The sequence below is a fragment of the Rhodoferax koreense genome (genome assembly GCF_001955695.1).
GTDB classification, from domain to species: domain Bacteria; phylum Pseudomonadota; class Gammaproteobacteria; order Burkholderiales; family Burkholderiaceae_C; genus Rhodoferax_B; species Rhodoferax_B koreensis.
The window spans coordinates 2,982,592-2,998,151 of sequence record NZ_CP019236.1 but is presented as its reverse complement, the minus strand read 5'-3'; the positions used below and the strand labels follow the sequence as shown (position 1 = coordinate 2,998,151).

Annotated in this window: 8 protein-coding genes; 7 read left to right on the top strand and 1 reads right to left on the bottom strand. The window is 66.8% G+C overall.

Annotation, left to right across the window (positions count from 1 at the left end; all coding sequences use genetic code 11):
* Window positions 1-241 precede the first annotated feature (241 nt).
* From glgB to RD110_RS13890, 7 genes are all read left to right on the top strand, one after another.
* On the top strand, window positions 242-2,137 hold the full coding sequence (gene glgB, locus RD110_RS13920; RefSeq protein ID WP_076200037.1) for a 1,4-alpha-glucan branching protein GlgB: 1,896 nt from the start codon (window positions 242-244) through the stop codon (window positions 2,135-2,137).
* Window positions 2,127-4,244: an alpha-1,4-glucan--maltose-1-phosphate maltosyltransferase gene (locus RD110_RS13915; protein WP_076200036.1), complete on the top strand. Its 2,118-nt coding sequence runs from the start codon at window positions 2,127-2,129 to the stop codon at window positions 4,242-4,244. The genes glgB and RD110_RS13915 overlap by 11 nt, the downstream gene beginning before the upstream one ends.
* Window positions 4,241-7,630: a maltose alpha-D-glucosyltransferase gene (gene treS / locus RD110_RS13910; RefSeq protein ID WP_083686268.1), complete on the top strand. Its 3,390-nt coding sequence runs from the start codon at window positions 4,241-4,243 to the stop codon at window positions 7,628-7,630. The genes RD110_RS13915 and treS overlap by 4 nt, the downstream gene beginning before the upstream one ends.
* A gap of 2 nt (window positions 7,631-7,632) precedes the next feature.
* Window positions 7,633-8,367: a mechanosensitive ion channel family protein gene (locus tag RD110_RS13905; protein WP_076204964.1), complete on the top strand. Its 735-nt coding sequence runs from the start codon at window positions 7,633-7,635 to the stop codon at window positions 8,365-8,367.
* Complete coding sequence (gene treZ, locus RD110_RS13900) at window positions 8,364-10,178, top strand: malto-oligosyltrehalose trehalohydrolase (RefSeq protein ID WP_076200035.1); 1,815 nt, start codon at window positions 8,364-8,366, stop codon at window positions 10,176-10,178. Before RD110_RS13905 ends, treZ begins: the two co-directional genes overlap by 4 nt.
* A complete protein-coding gene (gene treY / locus RD110_RS13895) occupies window positions 10,178-13,171 on the top strand; it encodes a malto-oligosyltrehalose synthase (protein ID WP_076200034.1) in 2,994 nt (997 codons plus the stop codon). Before treZ ends, treY begins: the two co-directional genes overlap by 1 nt.
* A gap of 145 nt (window positions 13,172-13,316) precedes the next feature.
* Window positions 13,317-14,627: a glucose-1-phosphate adenylyltransferase gene (locus RD110_RS13890; RefSeq protein ID WP_076200033.1), complete on the top strand. Its 1,311-nt coding sequence runs from the start codon at window positions 13,317-13,319 to the stop codon at window positions 14,625-14,627.
* Between the two features lie 71 nt (window positions 14,628-14,698).
* On the opposite strand, the gene RD110_RS13885 is transcribed toward RD110_RS13890, so the two are convergent.
* The gene (locus RD110_RS13885) at window positions 14,699-15,394 is read right to left on the bottom strand and encodes a flagellar brake protein (RefSeq protein ID WP_076200032.1); all 696 of its coding nucleotides are present in this window, start codon (window positions 15,392-15,394) and stop codon (window positions 14,699-14,701) included.
* Window positions 15,395-15,560: the final 166 nt, after the last annotated feature.

The window sequence follows — 15,560 nt, the reverse complement described above, 5'->3', positions numbered from 1 at the left end:
CTGGTCCTTTTGCATGCTTCAACGGCCGAGTTGTGCGCTGGACGGTAGGGTTTGCGGCAAGTTTTACCGCCCCGACCCAAGCCAGTTACCAAGAGTTACCGTAACAATGACGCGCTTCGTTTTTTAATGCGCGGCATGCGCCTACAAACACATGCGTGGCTCTCCGGTGCACGAATTCGGCACCCGCGCAGACAGTGGTCCACACCCTCTCACATCCCCGCGTGCACCACACGCCACTCGCATGACTCCCATCGCCGAACAGGACATTCATTTCTTCCGTGAAGGCACCCACACCCGGCTTGGCGATACGCTTGGCGGCCGCCTGTTGGCCGCGGGGCAAGGTGCGCATTTTTCGGTATGGGCCCCGAATGCCGAAGCGGTGAGCGTGGTGGGCGACTGGAACGGCTGGGACGGCTCCGCAGACCCGTTGAGACCGCGCGCCGACGGCAGCGGTATCTGGGAGGGTACCGTGTCTCGGGCCGCCCACGGCGACGTCTACAAGTTCCGCGTGCGCAGCCGCTTCCATGGCTACGCCGCCGACAAGGCGGACCCCTATGCGCTGTGCGCCGAGCTCCCGCCCGCCACCGGCTCGCGCCTGTGGTCGCTGGATTTCGCGTGGACCGATGCCGAATGGATGGCCGACCGCAGCGTCCGCGTCGCGGCCGAGGCGCCGATGTCCATCTACGAAGTGCATGCGGGCTCGTGGCGTCGCAACGACGGCGTGTTCATGAACTACCGTGAACTGGCGCATGCGCTGGCCGACCATGCAAGCGCCCTGGGCTTCACCCATGTGGAACTGATGCCGGTGACCGAGCATCCCTTCTACGGCTCCTGGGGCTACCAGACCACGGGTTACTTCGCACCCACCGCGCGTTACGGTTCGCCGCAGGACTTCATGTATTTCGTGGATCACCTGCACAGCCGCGGCATCGGTGTGATCCTCGATTGGGTGCCTGCGCACTTCCCCACCGACGAACACGGGCTGCAGTATTTCGACGGCACGCACCTGTATGAACACGCCGACCAACGCCAGGGTTTCCATCCCGAATGGAATTCGAGCATCTTCAACTATGGCCGCAACGAGGTGAAGAGCTTCCTGCTGTCGTCGGCGCTGTTCTGGCTGCGGCATTACCACTGCGACGGCCTGCGCGTCGACGGCGTGGCTTCGATGCTTTATCTCGACTATGCGCGACAGCCCGGTGAATGGATTCCCAACCGGCACGGCGGCCGCGAGAACCTCGAGGCCGTGGCGCTGCTGCAGGCGCTGAACCAGGCGACGCACCGCGACCACCCTGGCGCGGTGACCATCGCCGAAGAATCCACCGCCTGGCCTGGTGTCTCGCGCGATGTCGAGGGCGGCGGCCTCGGATTCGACATGAAATGGAACATGGGCTGGATGCACGACACGCTGGCCTATTTCGCCCACGAGCCGCTGTACCGGAAGTACCACCAAGGCCAGCTCACCTTCTCGATGGTCTACGCCTTCAACGAAAACTTCGTGCTGCCGTTCTCGCATGACGAAGTCGTCTACGGCAAGGGCTCGGTGCTCACCAAGATGCCGGGCGACGACTGGCAGCAGTTCGCCAACCTGCGCGCCATGTACGGCTACATGTGGGCGCATCCGGGGAAGAAGCTGATGTTCATGGGCAGCGAATTCGCCCAGCGCAGCGAATGGGCCCATGAAGGCCAACTCGACTGGGCGCTGCAGTCCGCGCCAGCGCATGCAGGCGTGCAGGCCCTGGTGCGCGACCTGAACCGGCTCCACCGGCACGAACCCGCCCTGCATCAGCTGGACTTCGAGGCCGAGGGCTTCGAATGGGTGGCCATGGACGACGCCGACGCCAGCGTGATCGCCTTCCTGCGCAAGCCCCGGACAGGCACCACCACGCTGCTGGTGGTCTGCAGCCTCACACCGGTGGCGCGCCACGGCTATCGCGTCGGCGTGCCGCATGCCGGCACCTGGCGCGAACTGCTCAACACCGACGCGGCGGACTACGGCGGTTCGGGCGTCGGCAATTTCGGCGGGGTGCCCGCCGAAGCAAACCCCGCTCATGGCCGCCCCTATTCGGTCAGCCTGTCCCTGCCGCCGCTGTCCACCTTGTTTTTTCGCCACGAAGGAATCATCGATGCCACCTGAGAACGAAGCGCCGAAGCTGAACGCCCCCAAGAGCCGCACCCGTACGTCGCCGCGCAAACCCGACAAGCCCCGCGTCATCTTGCCCGACGAAGGCCGGGCACGGGCGGTGGTCGATGCGGTATTGCCGTGGATCGACGGCGGGCGTTTCGCGGTCAAGCGGGTCGAAGGCCAGGCCATCGCGGTGACGGCGCATGTTTTCACCGATGGTCATGACCAGGTGAGTGCGCGCCTGTGCTGGGGCGCGGAAGGTGCGGCCGACATGCACGAGGTGGAGATGTCGCCCACCGGCAACGACGAATGGACCGCCAGCTTCACCCCGCCAACGCAGGGCCGCTACCGCTACACCGTGGCAGCCTGGGTCGATCATTTCGCCGCGTGGCGCGTGGAGTTGGGCCGCCGCGTGGACGCGGCCGACATCCTCATTGCCGCGCAGATCGGTGCCGTTCTGGGCGAAGAGACCGCGGCACGCGCACGCGGGGAAGACCGCAAGGCCCTGGGCAAATGGGCGCAGGGCCTGCGCAAGCGCGCCCTCGCCGCGGCCAAGGCCGACCTGAGCCAGATGGACCAGGTGGAGGCCGAGATCGAGGCCATCAAGGCCCTGGCGCTGGACGACGGCCTAGCCGAGGTGGCCGCGCGTTATCCGGACCGCCAATTCGAAACACGCTTCGTGGCGCCGCAAGCCGACTTCGCGGCCGGCCTGCCCCTGGTGGTGGACCGCCAGCGCGCGGCCTTCAGCGCCTGGTACGAAATGTTCCCCCGCTCGGCCGCGCTGGAAGAAGGCCGGCACGGCAGTTTCCGCGACGTGGCCGCGCGGCTCCCCTATGTGGCCCAGATGGGTTTCGACGTGCTGTACCTGCCGCCGATCCACCCGATCGGCCGCATCAAGCGCAAAGGCCGCAACAATGCCCTGGCCGCCGAGGACGGCGACGTGGGCAGCCCATGGGCGATCGGTGCCGACGAGGGCGGGCACAAGGACGTGCTGCCCGAGCTCGGCACGCTCGAGGATTTCCGCGCGCTCGTGGCCAAGGCCGGCGAACTCGGCATCGAACTCGCGCTCGACATCGCCTTCCAGTGCGCGCCCGACCATCCCTACGTGAAGCAGCATCCGCAGTGGTTCCGCTGGCGCCCGGACGGCAGCGTGCAGTACGCCGAGAATCCGCCGAAGAAATACCAGGACATCTACCCGTTCAACTTCGAGACAGAAGACTGGCGGGCCCTGTGGCTCGAGCTCAAGAGTGTGTTCGACTACTGGATCGCGCAGGGCGTGAAGATCTTCCGTGTGGACAACCCGCATACCAAGGCGTTCCCGTTCTGGGAGTGGTGTATCACGGCCATCAAGCGCGAGCATCCCGAGGTGCTGTTCCTGGCCGAGGCCTTCACGCGGCCGAAGGTCATGCACCGGCTGGCCAAGCTCGGCTTTTCGCAGTCCTACACCTACTTCACCTGGCGCAACGACAAGGCCGGACTCACCGAGTATTTCACCGAGCTGTCGCAAGGCCCGGGGTACGACTACTTCCGTCCGAACGCCTGGCCGAACACGCCCGACATCCTCAACGAACAACTGCACCACGCGCCGCGCGCGGTGTTCACCACACGGCTGATCCTCGCCGCCACACTCTGCGCCAACTACGGCATCTACGGGCCGGCCTACGAACTCATGGAAGGCCGGCCGCGCTCGCCCGGCAGCGAGGAATACCTCGACTCCGAGAAATACCAGCTGCGCCATTGGGACATCGAGCAGGACCACAGCCTGCGCGGCCTGATCGGCAAGCTCAACGACATCCGGCGCCACCACCCTGCCCTGCACGGCAACCGGCAGCTGCGCTTCTTCGATACCGGCAACGACCAGCTGATCGCCTACGCCAAGCGCGACGACGCCGGCCAGGCCGTGCTGACCGTCGTCAACCTCGATGCCACCTTCCGTCAGTCGGGCTGGGTGCACCTGGATGCCGCCTGGCTCGGTGCCGGCGGTGTCGAGACCTTTGAAGTGTTCGACCTGTTGTCCGGCCAGCGCTTCACCTGGCGCGACGGCGGCAATTTCGTCATCCTCGACCCGGCCGAAATGCCAGCCCACATCTTGCGCATCGAGCGGAGCAGCAACCCATGAAGAACCCATCCACCGTGCCCCTCACGGCCACGCCGCAGCTCGAAGAAGCCGCCGGCGGCGCCATCGTCCCGAGCGACAACGCCTCGCTCTGGTACAAGGACGCGGTCATCTACCAGCTCAATGTCAAGGCTTTCTTCGACTCGAATGCCGACGGCGTGGGCGACTTCAAGGGCGTGGCCTCCAAGCTCGACTACGTGAAGGACCTCGGCGTCAACACCATCTGGCTGATGCCTTTCTATCCGTCGCCCCTGCGCGACGACGGCTACGACATTTCCGACTACGACAACATCCATCCGCAGTACGGCACGCTCGACGACTTCAAGTTCATGCTCGCCGAAGCCCATAAGCGCGACCTGAAGGTCATTACCGAGCTGGTGATCAACCACACCTCGGACCAGCACCCCTGGTTCCAGGCCGCCCGCAAGGCACCGCCCGGCTCGCCCGAGCGCGAGATGTACGTCTGGAGCGACACCGACCAGAAGTACAAGGGCACGCGCATCATCTTCACCGACACCGAGACCAGCAACTGGACCTACGACCCGGTGGCCAAGGCCTATTTCTGGCACCGTTTCTTCAGCCACCAGCCCGACCTGAACTACGACAACCCGGCGGTACTGGAGGCGATCTTCAAGGTCATGCGCTTCTGGCTCGACATGGGGGTCGACGGCTTCCGGCTCGACGCCATACCCTACCTCGTCGAGCGCGAGGGCACGAGCAACGAGAACCTGTTCGAGACGCATGCGGTGATCAAGCAGATCCGCGCGGCCATCGACGAGAACTACCCGAACCGCTTCCTGCTGGCCGAGGCCAACATGTGGCCCGAGGACGTGCGCGAGTACTTCGGCAACGAAGACGAGTGCCATGCCTGCTACCACTTCCCGCTGATGCCGCGCATGTACATGGCCATCGCGCAGGAAGACCGCTTCCCGCTCACCGAGATCATGCAGCAGACGCCCGAGATTCCGGACAGCTGCCAATGGGTGATTTTCCTGCGCAACCATGACGAGCTCACGCTCGAGATGGTGACGAGCAAGGAGCGCGACTACATGTACAGCACCTATGCGGCCGATCCGCGCGCGCGCATCAACCTCGGCATCCGCCGCCGGCTGGCACCGCTGATGGACAACGACACCGACCGCATCAAGCTCATGAACAGCCTGCTGCTGTCCATGCGCGGCTCGCCCATCGTCTACTACGGCGACGAGATCGGCATGGGCGACAACGTCTTCGTGGGCGACCGCAACGGCGTGCGCACGCCCATGCAGTGGAGCCCCGACCGCAACGCCGGCTTCTCGCGTGCCGACCCGCAGCGCCTGTACCTGCAGCCGATCATGGACGCGGTCTATGGTTATGAAGCCCTGAACGTCGAGGCCCAGCAACGCGAACCGGCCTCGCTGCTGAACTGGATGCGGCGCATGCTCGCCGTGCGTTCGTCGAGCAAGGCTTTCGGCCGCGGCGACCTGCACTTCCTCAAGCCCGGCAACCGCAAGATCCTGGCCTACCTGCGCAGCTACACCGAAGGCGGCGTGGACGAGGTGATCCTGTGCGTGGTCAACCTGGCGCGCTCGGCGCAGCCGGCAGAGCTCGACCTGTCCGCCTTCAAGGGCCGTGTGCCGGTGGAGATGCTCGGCCGCACGGCCTTCCCGCCGGTGGGCGAGTTGCCCTACCTGATGACGATCCCGGCGCACGGGTTCTATTGGTTCAGGCTCACCACCGACGTCAAGGTGCCGAGCTGGCACCAGGAATTCACCGCTGCCGAGGATCGCCCGGTCATGGTGCTCTTCGACGGCTGGAACAGCCTGTTCCGCGACCACGTCGTGCCATGGCGCATCGGCATGGCGGTCAAGACGCGTGCGCAGTTCGAGACCGAGGTATTGCCCAGCCATGTGGAAGCCCAGCGCTGGTATGGCGACAAGGGCACGCCGGTGCGCCGCGCCACCCTGCTCGACCACGCCATGTGGGAAAACGGTAACGACACCTGGATGCTGCCGCTGCTCGAGCTGCAAGGCCCCGCGGACGCCGTGTACTTCGTGCCGCTGGCCATCGCCTGGGAAGACCGCGAGGAAGAGCGCTACCGCAACTTCTCCACCGCCGCCGTGGCGCGCGTGCGCCAGCAGGCCGAAGTCGGCGTGATGGCCGATGCATTCGCCGACGAACGTTTCTGCCGGGCCGTCATCGCCGCCATCGGCAGCGGCCGCAAACTGCCTGCGGGCAGCGGCACCATCCGCTTCACCCCGACCAGCGTCTTCGCCGAACTCGCCGGCTCCGACCTCGACCACCTGGCCGATCTCACGGTCGGGCGGCCACAGGCCCAGAGCAGCAACACCATCGTGACCATCAACGAGCGCCTGTTCCTCAAGGGCTACCGGCGCATCCGCACCGGCGTGAACCCCGAGTTCGAGGTCGGCCGGTTCCTCACCGAAGTCGCGCAGTTCCCGCACTCCGCGCCGGTGGCGGGTGCCGTCGAATACCTCGGCAACGACGGCCTGGTGCGTACCCTGTGCCTGCTGCAGGCGCACGTGTCGAACCAGGGCGATGGCTGGGTCTACACCCTGGGCTACCTGCAGCGCCATTTCGAGGAACGCCGCACCAGTGCCGTGCCGGCCATCGAGGACGTGCACGGCGGCCACTTGGCGCTGATGCAGACCATGGGCCAGCGCACGGCGGAGATGCACCTGGCGCTCGCCACGCGCAGCGGCAATGCGGCCTTCGATCCCGAGCCGCTGAGCGAGGCCGACGCCGCGGGCTACCGCCGGCAGGCCGTGGACGAGGCCCGCGCCACGTTCGCGCAACTCGAGGCGGCGCTACCTGGTCTGCCCGGTGCGGCGCAGGAGGAAGCGCGCGCGGTGCTGGCCGGCCAGGCGGCGCTGCTGCAACGCATCGAGTCCAGCGGCCTGGCGCTGCACAACGCGCTGAAGACGCGCATCCACGGTGATTACCACCTCGCCCAGGTGCTGGTCACGAAGAACGACTTCGTGATCGTCGACTTCGAAGGCGAACCCGGCCGCAGCTTCGACGAACGGCGCGCCAAGCATTCGCCGCTGAAGGACGTGGCCGGCATGTTGCGCTCCTTCAGCTACGCACGGGCCAGCGGCCTGCGCGAGGCGGCGCACACGGCCGACGAGGAGACGCTGCTTGAGGCGCCGGCCCGCGAATGGGAGGTGGCGACGCGCGCGGCCTTCCTGCAGGCCTACCTCGATGCCCTGGCCGGCACGCCGCTGGCGCAGCCCGATGCCGGTGCCGGTCTGCTGCCGCTGTTCGAGTTGCAGAAGGCTTTCTACGAACTGCGCTACGAGCTCAATAACCGTCCGGACTGGGTGCGCATTCCGCTCTCCGGCATCCTCGGGTTCCTCGACCCGGGTCAACCTGCAAGCAAGGGAGAATGAACATGGAAAAGATCGACGTGATGCTCGAGCCCGTACGGGCCTTCCTGATCCAGATCGGGGTTTTCATCCCCCGGCTGGCCGTGGCACTGGCGGTGCTGCTGATCGGCTTCCTCATCGCCAAGGCCGCGCGTTTCGCGGTGCAGAAGGCGCTGCGCGCCATCAACTTCCACATCCTCACGCAACGCGCCGGGCTGGACAGCTTCCTGCAGCAGGGCGGCACCCACATCGACACCATCGGCGTGGTGGGGCTGCTGACCTACTGGGTGGTGATCCTGGCCGCACTGATCGTGGCCTTCAACGGACTCGGCCTGACGCATGTGACCGACCTGCTGAGCCGGGTGATGCTGTTCGTGCCCAAGGTGATCGTGGCGCTGCTGGTATTGGCCTTCGGCTCCTACTTTGCGCGCTTCGTCTCGAACGCGGTGGTCACCTATTGCAACGGCGTGGGCATCCGCGATTCGGATGCGCTGGGCCGTATCGCGCGCTACGCCATCATGGCCTTCGTGGTGATGATCGCCTTCGACGCGATCGACGTCGGAGGCACGATCGTGCGCGAAGCCTTCCTGCTGCTGCTCGGCGGCCTGGTGCTGGCACTCGCACTGGCCTTCGGACTCGGCGGACAACGCTGGGCGGCGGCGCACCTGGAGCGCTGGTGGCCCTCGCGCGACGTGCCCGATCCGGAACTGCCCGAGCCGAAGAACGTCGCCAAGATGTTCCGCAGCGACAAGCTTCCATGACCGGATTCGGCGCCCGGCTGCAGCCCGACGGGGGCACCGTGTTCAGCCTGTGGGCGCCGAGTGCGCCGGACGTGACGCTTTGCATCGAATCGCCCAGCCCGCGGCAGCTGCTCATGGAGGGCGCGGCCGACGGCTGGTTTGTGTTGCAACTGCCCGATGCCGAGGCCGGCACGCGCTACAAATTCAGGATCGGCGATGGCGCGCCGGTGCCCGATCCGGCTTCCCGGTACAACCCGCTCGACGTGCACGGCCCGAGCGAGGTCGTCGATCCCCAAGGCTACGCCTGGCGCCACCCCGACTGGCGCGGACGGCCCTGGCACGAGGCGGTGATCTACGAGTTGCACGTGGGCGCATTCACGCCCGAGGGCAGCTATGCGGCCGCCGCGCGGCAGCTGGCCGCCCTGGCCGAACTCGGCATCACCGCCATCCAGCTCATGCCGCTGTCCGACATGCCAGGCACGCGCAACTGGGGTTATGACGGCGTATTGCCGTTCGCTCCCGACGCGGCCTACGGCACACCCGACGAGCTCAAGGCCTTCGTGGACACGGCCCACGGCCTGGGCATGATGGTGCTGCTCGACGTGGTCTACAACCACTTCGGCCCCGAGGGCAACTACCTGCATGTCTACTGCCCGGAATTCTTTAATCCCCGCCACCAGACGCCCTGGGGTTCGGCGATCAATTTCGACGGCGAGCACCACGGGCCGGTGCGCCAGTTCTTCATCGAGAACGTGCTGTACTGGACCGAGGAATTCCGGTTCGACGGCCTGCGCTTCGACGCCGTGCACCAGATCCGCGACGACTCTTCCCGCCATATCCTGCAGGAGATCGCCGACCGGCTGCGGGAAGGCCCCGGGGCGCGCCGACACGTGCACATGGTGCTGGAAAACGAATTCAACCAGGCCGGGCCGCTGGCGCGCGACACGCACGGCGAGCCACGCTGCGCCACCGCCCAATGGAACGACGACCTGCACCACTGCGCCCACGTGTGGTTGACCGGCGAGACCGACGGCTACTACGAGGACTACGCGGCGCAGCCCGTGGCGGATCTGGCGCGGGCCCTGGCCCAGGGCTTCGTCTACCAGGGCCAGGCCACGCCGCGGCACGGCGGCCACCGTGGTGAATCCAGCGGGCACCTGCCGCCCACGGCGTTCGTCTCCTTCCTGCAGAACCACGACCACATCGGCAACCGCGCGCTGGGCCAGCGCATCGGCGCGCTGACGGACGCCGCGCGGCTCGACGCCCTGTACGCCTGCCTGCTGCTGTCGCCGCACATCCCGATGCTGTTCATGGGGGAAGAGTTCGCGGCGTCCACGCCTTTCCTGTATTTCTGCGACTTCCACGGCGAGCTGGCCGAGGCGGTGTCGACCGGTCGACGCAACGAGTTCGCCCCGTTCAAGGCGTTCGCCGATCCCGCGGCGCGAGCGGCGATTCCCGATCCGAACGCGGCCGAAACCTTTGCCGCGTCCAAACTCGACTGGACCGAAGCGGCAGCCTCGCCCCACCGCGAACGCATGGCGCTGGTCCGCGAACTGTTGTCGCTGCGCAGGGAACACCTCGTGCCGAGGCTCGCCCATGCCACGGGCGGTGCGCGTTTTACCAGCAATGGCGCCGTGATCCACATCCAATGGCCGCTGGCGGATGGCGCCACCTGGGAGATGGTCGCCAATCTGGGCACCACTGCCGCGCCGGCCGCCGTGCCCCGCAAAGCCCGCACCATCTATGCCTGCGGCGAACAAACCCTGGCGGAAGACGCAATGACACTGGGCCCGAACGCCGTGCGCGTCACGCTCAACCAGCCTAACCCCTGATGTCTCACACCCAAACCCAAAACCAATCCACCCCGACCGCCACGGTTGCGGTCGCGGTCATCCCGCGCGCGACCTACCGGCTGCAACTGCACAAGGACTTCGGCTTCGAAGCCGCCACGACCATCCTCCCTTACCTGCAGCGCCTGGGCGTGAGCCACGTCTACTGCTCGCCGATCAGCCGCGCACGGCCGGGCAGCCTGCATGGCTACGACGTGGTGGACCACCGCGAGATCAACCCGGAGCTCGGCGGTCAGGAAGGCTTCGAGCGGTTCGCCGCGGCGGCGCGGGCCCACGGCCTCGGGCTGGTGCTCGACCTGGTGCCGAACCACATGGGCGTGATCGGCGCGCACAATCCGTGGTGGGCCGACGTGCTGGAAAACGGCCAGGCGTCAGGCTACGCGGGGTTCTTCGACATCAACTGGCATCCGTTCAACGAAGAACTCGTCGGCAAGGTGCTGATCCCGGTATTGGGCGAGGCCTATGGCGAGGTGCTCGCGCAGGGGCAACTGCAGCTGGCCTTCGACGCCGCCGCGGGCCAGTTTCAGCTGGCGTATTTCTCGCATCGCTTCCCCGTCGATCCGCACACCTGGCCGGTGCTGCTGGATGCGGCGCTGGCCGAACTCGAGGCGGCCGGGGGCGACGCCAGCCTGCGCGCCAGGTTCATCGCGCTGAGCGCCTATGCGGCCGCGCTGCCCGATCGCTCGGAAGTCGGCGAAGCCGCGCGCAACTACCGGGCCGACGTGATCGCGCCGCTGAAACAGCAGTTGGCCGAACTCGCCGGCGAAGCCGATGCGGCGGGAGCCATCGAACGAGTGTTGGCCACCGTCAACGGCGCCGAGGGCCACGATGAACTGCATCGGCTGCACGAGGCGCAGGCCTACCGGCTGGCCTCCTGGCTGGCCGCGGCCGACGAGATCAACTACCGCCGCTTCTTCGACGTCAACGAATTGGCGGCGCTGCGCATCGAGGACGAACGCGTGTTCGAAGCCACGCATGCCCTGGCGCTGGATCTGACGGCCTCCGGCGTCGTGGACGGCCTGCGCATCGACCACCCCGATGGCTTGCGCGACCCGGCCCAGTATTTCGAGCGGCTGCAGCGGGGCCATGCGCGGCGCCTGGCGCAGCGCCTGCCGGACGCCGCCACGCCCGTGGCCACGGCGGATGCGCAGGCGCTCGGCATCTATGTCGTCTCCGAAAAGATCACGGCGGCGCACGGCGACCAGCCCGACGACTGGGCCTTGCACGGCACCACCGGCTACCGCTACGGCATGCTGGTCAATGGCCTGTTCGTCGACCGCCGGCAGGCGCGGCGGTTCGAACGCATCTGGCGCAGCTTCTCCGGCGTGGAGACGGGCTACGAAGATCTGGTCACCGACGCCAAACGCGCCGTGGCGCTGGGCCCGCTCGGCGCCGAGCTCACGGTGCTGGCGACCCAGCTCAAGCGCATCGCGAATACCGACCGCCACACGCGGGACTACGGCTTCAGCACGCTGCGCGACACCATTGCCGACACCGCGGCCAGCATGCCGGTCTACCGCACCTATGTGGTCGACCAGGCTTCGGCGCAGGACCGGCGCTTCATCGACTGGGCCATCGCGCAGGCGCGCAAGCGCAGCGCGGCGGCCGACACCGGGGTGTTCGATTTCCTGCGCAGTTGCCTGCTGGCCGAGTTCGCCCGGGACGACGAGGCCCACCGTCCGCAGGTGCTGCAGTTCGCCTGGCGCTTCCAGCAGTTCTGTGCGCCCGTGGCGGCCAAGGGCGTGGAGGACACGGCCTTCTACCGCTACCACCGGTTGATCTCGCTCAACGAGGTCGGCGGCGACCCGGCCACCTTCGGCACCACGGTGGCCGCGTTCCACGGCGCGAGCAGCGACCGTTGCGCACGCTGGCCCCACACCATGCTGGCCACCTCCACCCACGACAACAAGCGCTCGGAGGACGTGCGCAACCGGATCGACGTGTTGTCCGAGGTGCCAGGCGTGTTCCGCCTCGGCCTGCGCCGCTGGCACCTGCTCACGCGTTCGCTGCAGCGCGAGGTGGACGGCCGGCGCGCGCCCTCGCCCGCCGACGAGTACCTGCTCTACCAGACCTTGCTGGGCAGCTTGCCCGCGGGCGAACTCGACGACGCCGCGCTGGCCGACTACCGCGAACGCGTGGCCGCGTACATGACCAAGGCCGCGCGCGAGGCCAAGCGCGAAACCAGCTGGATGCGGCCGAACGCCGCCTACGAGGAAGCCCTGCTTGGCTTCACGCGGGGCGTGCTCGGCCGCAGCGCCGGTAATCCGGCGTTGAACGAGTTGCGCACGCGTGCCACCGAACTCGCCCGGTTCGGCGGGCTCAACAGCTTTTCGATGGCCCTGCTCAAATACAGCTCGCCCGGCGTGCCCGATATCTACCAGGGCAACGAGACCATCGACCTGAGCCTGGTCGACCCTGACAACCGGCGTCCGGTGGACTATGCCGTACGCGACCAGATGCTCGACACCCTGCAGCCTTTGGTCGATGCACTCGATGCCCCCGACCGCGCGGCGGTGCAGGCCGCGCTGCAGCGCATGGCGGCCGATCCGGCCGACGGTCGGCTCAAGCTCTGGACCACGTGGCGGCTGCTCGAACTGCGTCGGCGCGACCCGCCGCTGTTCGAAAACGGCGACTACCTGCCGCTGAAAGTGCACGGCAAGGCGCGGGAACACATCGTCGCCTACGCACGGCGCACGCCAAGCGCCATGCTCGTCGTCGTGGCGGCCCGGCTCTATGTCGGGCTGCTCGGCCGGCCAGGCGCGCCGTTGTTCGGGGAGGCGTGCTGGGGCGACACCACGGTGGACCTGACCCCGCTGCGCGAGGCGCACCTGGCCATCCTGGAGGCGCAGGACGTGCTTAGCGGTCAGCGCCATGCATTGATGCAGCCTGGCGTCGCGGACAGCGGGCACCTGCGCGTGGCCGAACTCTTCGCGTCGTTGCCGGGCGCGGCGCTGTACCTGGGGCCGCAGGCGTAAATAGTCCATCGGAGGTGCTTGGAAGAAGCGTCACAACGGCGCGTAGGAGCGCACCTACGGCTTTGTTCTGACGCTTCCTTCATGGCGCGGCGCAGGCAGCATCGATGATGGGAGCATGCCCCAGTATCTACGCCCGGAGTCCGCCATGGCCCACCACACCAATGTCCTGTCTTTTGTCATGGCGGGGGGCGAAGGCTCCCGCCTGCGTCCGTTGACCGCGAACAACTGCAAGCCGGCCGTCCCCTTCGGCAGCGGCCATCGCATCGTGGACTTCGTGTTGTCCAACCTCGTGAATTCCAACGTTCTGGCCAATTACCTGCTGGTCCAGTACAAATCGCAGTCGCTGGAGGCGCATGTACAGCGCGTGTGGCAAGCCGGCGGGCAGGTGCCCAAACGTTGCGTCACGGTGGTTCCGCCGCGCTCGGGCCAGGTGTTCCAGGGCACGGCCGATGCGGTCTACCAGAACATCGACCTGATCCGCCGCCACAAGCCTGACGTCGTCGCGGTGTTCGGTGCCGACCACATCTACCGCATGGACGTGCAGCAGATGATCGATTTCCACCAACGCAGCGGCGCCGACGCGACCGTCGCCGCCCTGCCCGTGCGGCTGGACGAATGCCACCAGTTCGGCATCGTCGAGACCGACGGCGAACAACGCATCACCGACTTCAGGGAAAAGCCGAAGACCTCCTCGCCGATGCCCGGCAGCACCAGCCATGCGCTCGCGTCGATGGGCAACTACATCTTCAATGCCGACGTGCTGCTCGCCGCGCTGGAGCGCGCCGCCGGCACCGGCGCCACGGATTTCGGCAAGGACATCCTGCCAGCCATGGTGAGGACCCACCACCTCGCCGCCTACGACTTCACGACCAACGAAATCCCCGGTGTCGCGGGCTTCGAAGAGCTTGGCTACTGGCGCGACGTCGGCACGATCGACGCCTATTTCGAGGCCCACCTCGACACCCTGGGCGCGCAGCCACGCTTCAGCATGGCCAATCCGCACTGGCCCATCCATGGTGCGGACCCGACCGCGGCGGAAACGGCGCAGTGCCACGCGATGCAATCGGTGGTCGGCACAGGCTGCAGCCTCGCAGATGGCGCGAGCCTGGAGCGCAGCGTGCTGCGCAGCGGCGTGGTGGTAGAGCGCGGCGCGCAGCTGGAGCGCTGCATCGTCATGGACCGTGCGCGCATCGGCAGCGGAGCGCGGTTGCGCGGCGTGATCGTGGACCAGGACAACGAAGTGCCGGCCAACGAATGCATCGGCTTCGATGCGGAACGTGACCGGCAACGCTTCCAGGTCACCGACAGCGGCGTGGTGGTGGTACCGGCGGGCTTCTTCGCGCCGCGGCCCGTGGTGGTCCAGCCGGCCCGCAACCTCCTGCCTTCCCTGCCCTTCCTGCGGCCCAAGCGCGGCACGGCGGGTGAAGGTGTCGGCGGCCTGGGCATGGCCGTCTGATCAAGGCGGTTTGAGCCGGGCGGCCAGGAGCGCCCGGCTCGCGCCAGCGCTGTCTCGCGACGCTCTATCGCTCAGGTGCGGTGGATCAGCAGGGTTTCGTAGACGAAATTCTGCAGGATCACCTGGTGCGCCATGTCGATGTCGTGGAAGTTGATGCCGTGTGAGTAGACGGTGTGGAAGCTCGCACCGTCCTCCGTGCTGCCGGCCGACTGTTGCACGCTGCGAATGGATGCCGTGGTGGCGATGGTCACGTCCTGGTTGGACGTCTGATCCCGCAGCGAAAATTCGATGTTGATCGTGTCGCCGGCACCGCCGAGCGGGCGGGCCGTCGAAACCAGAGCCCCGGTCAGGCTGATGTCCGACAGCGTGGCCATCTTGAACACGTTGGGGTCGGTGGCGCTCTTGATCTTGACCGGCAGGTTGGCCTTCACACGGACCGCCTTGCGCAAGCCCACCTTCTGGATGGCACCTGGAAAGTCGAGGTACATCGAGGCGTAGGGGGCGTGCTGGATCGCCTGCACCTTGCTGCTGAAGGTGTAGACCGAGACGCCGGAAAACACCCGGATGACAACCGGATCGCCGTTTTTCATCGCCACCGGCTTGTCGTTTTCCTGCGGAATCTTCAACAGAAGATACTCGCCCGACACGAAACCGATCAGGGTCGTGTAATGCACGGTGGGATTGGAAACTTCGCTGAGCATGATCTGCAATCGCACGCCGATCTGCAAATTCATGTCCTCGAACTCGATGTTTGACTTCTTTACCATGGCTTTTGTGGAATGACCCGATGACTGTTGCACATTTAGCGCGAATTCGCGGCAGCATTCATTTTAGTACCGCGCAGATAAAGAAAGGACACATGCGGGGAGGGACGGGATTCTGTCCGACATCCTACCGTTCGTGACGGGGTGTATACCCCCACCGCAGGCGGGG

Bases quoted from the DNA above. Each gene is read 5' to 3' on its own strand.
- glgB (WP_076200037.1), top strand. From the start codon at position 242: ATGACTCCCATCGCCGAACAGGACATTCATTTCTTCCGTGAAGGCACC.
- RD110_RS13915 (WP_076200036.1), top strand. From the start codon at position 2,127: ATGCCACCTGAGAACGAAGCGCCGAAGCTGAACGCCCCCAAGAGCCGC.
- treS (WP_083686268.1), top strand. From the start codon at position 4,241: ATGAAGAACCCATCCACCGTGCCCCTCACGGCCACGCCGCAGCTCGAA.
- RD110_RS13905 (WP_076204964.1), top strand. From the start codon at position 7,633: ATGGAAAAGATCGACGTGATGCTCGAGCCCGTACGGGCCTTCCTGATC.
- treZ (WP_076200035.1), top strand. From the start codon at position 8,364: ATGACCGGATTCGGCGCCCGGCTGCAGCCCGACGGGGGCACCGTGTTC.
- treY (WP_076200034.1), top strand. From the start codon at position 10,178: ATGTCTCACACCCAAACCCAAAACCAATCCACCCCGACCGCCACGGTT.
- RD110_RS13890 (WP_076200033.1), top strand. From the start codon at position 13,317: ATGGCCCACCACACCAATGTCCTGTCTTTTGTCATGGCGGGGGGCGAA.
- RD110_RS13885 (WP_076200032.1), bottom strand. From the start codon at position 15,394: ATGGTAAAGAAGTCAAACATCGAGTTCGAGGACATGAATTTGCAGATC.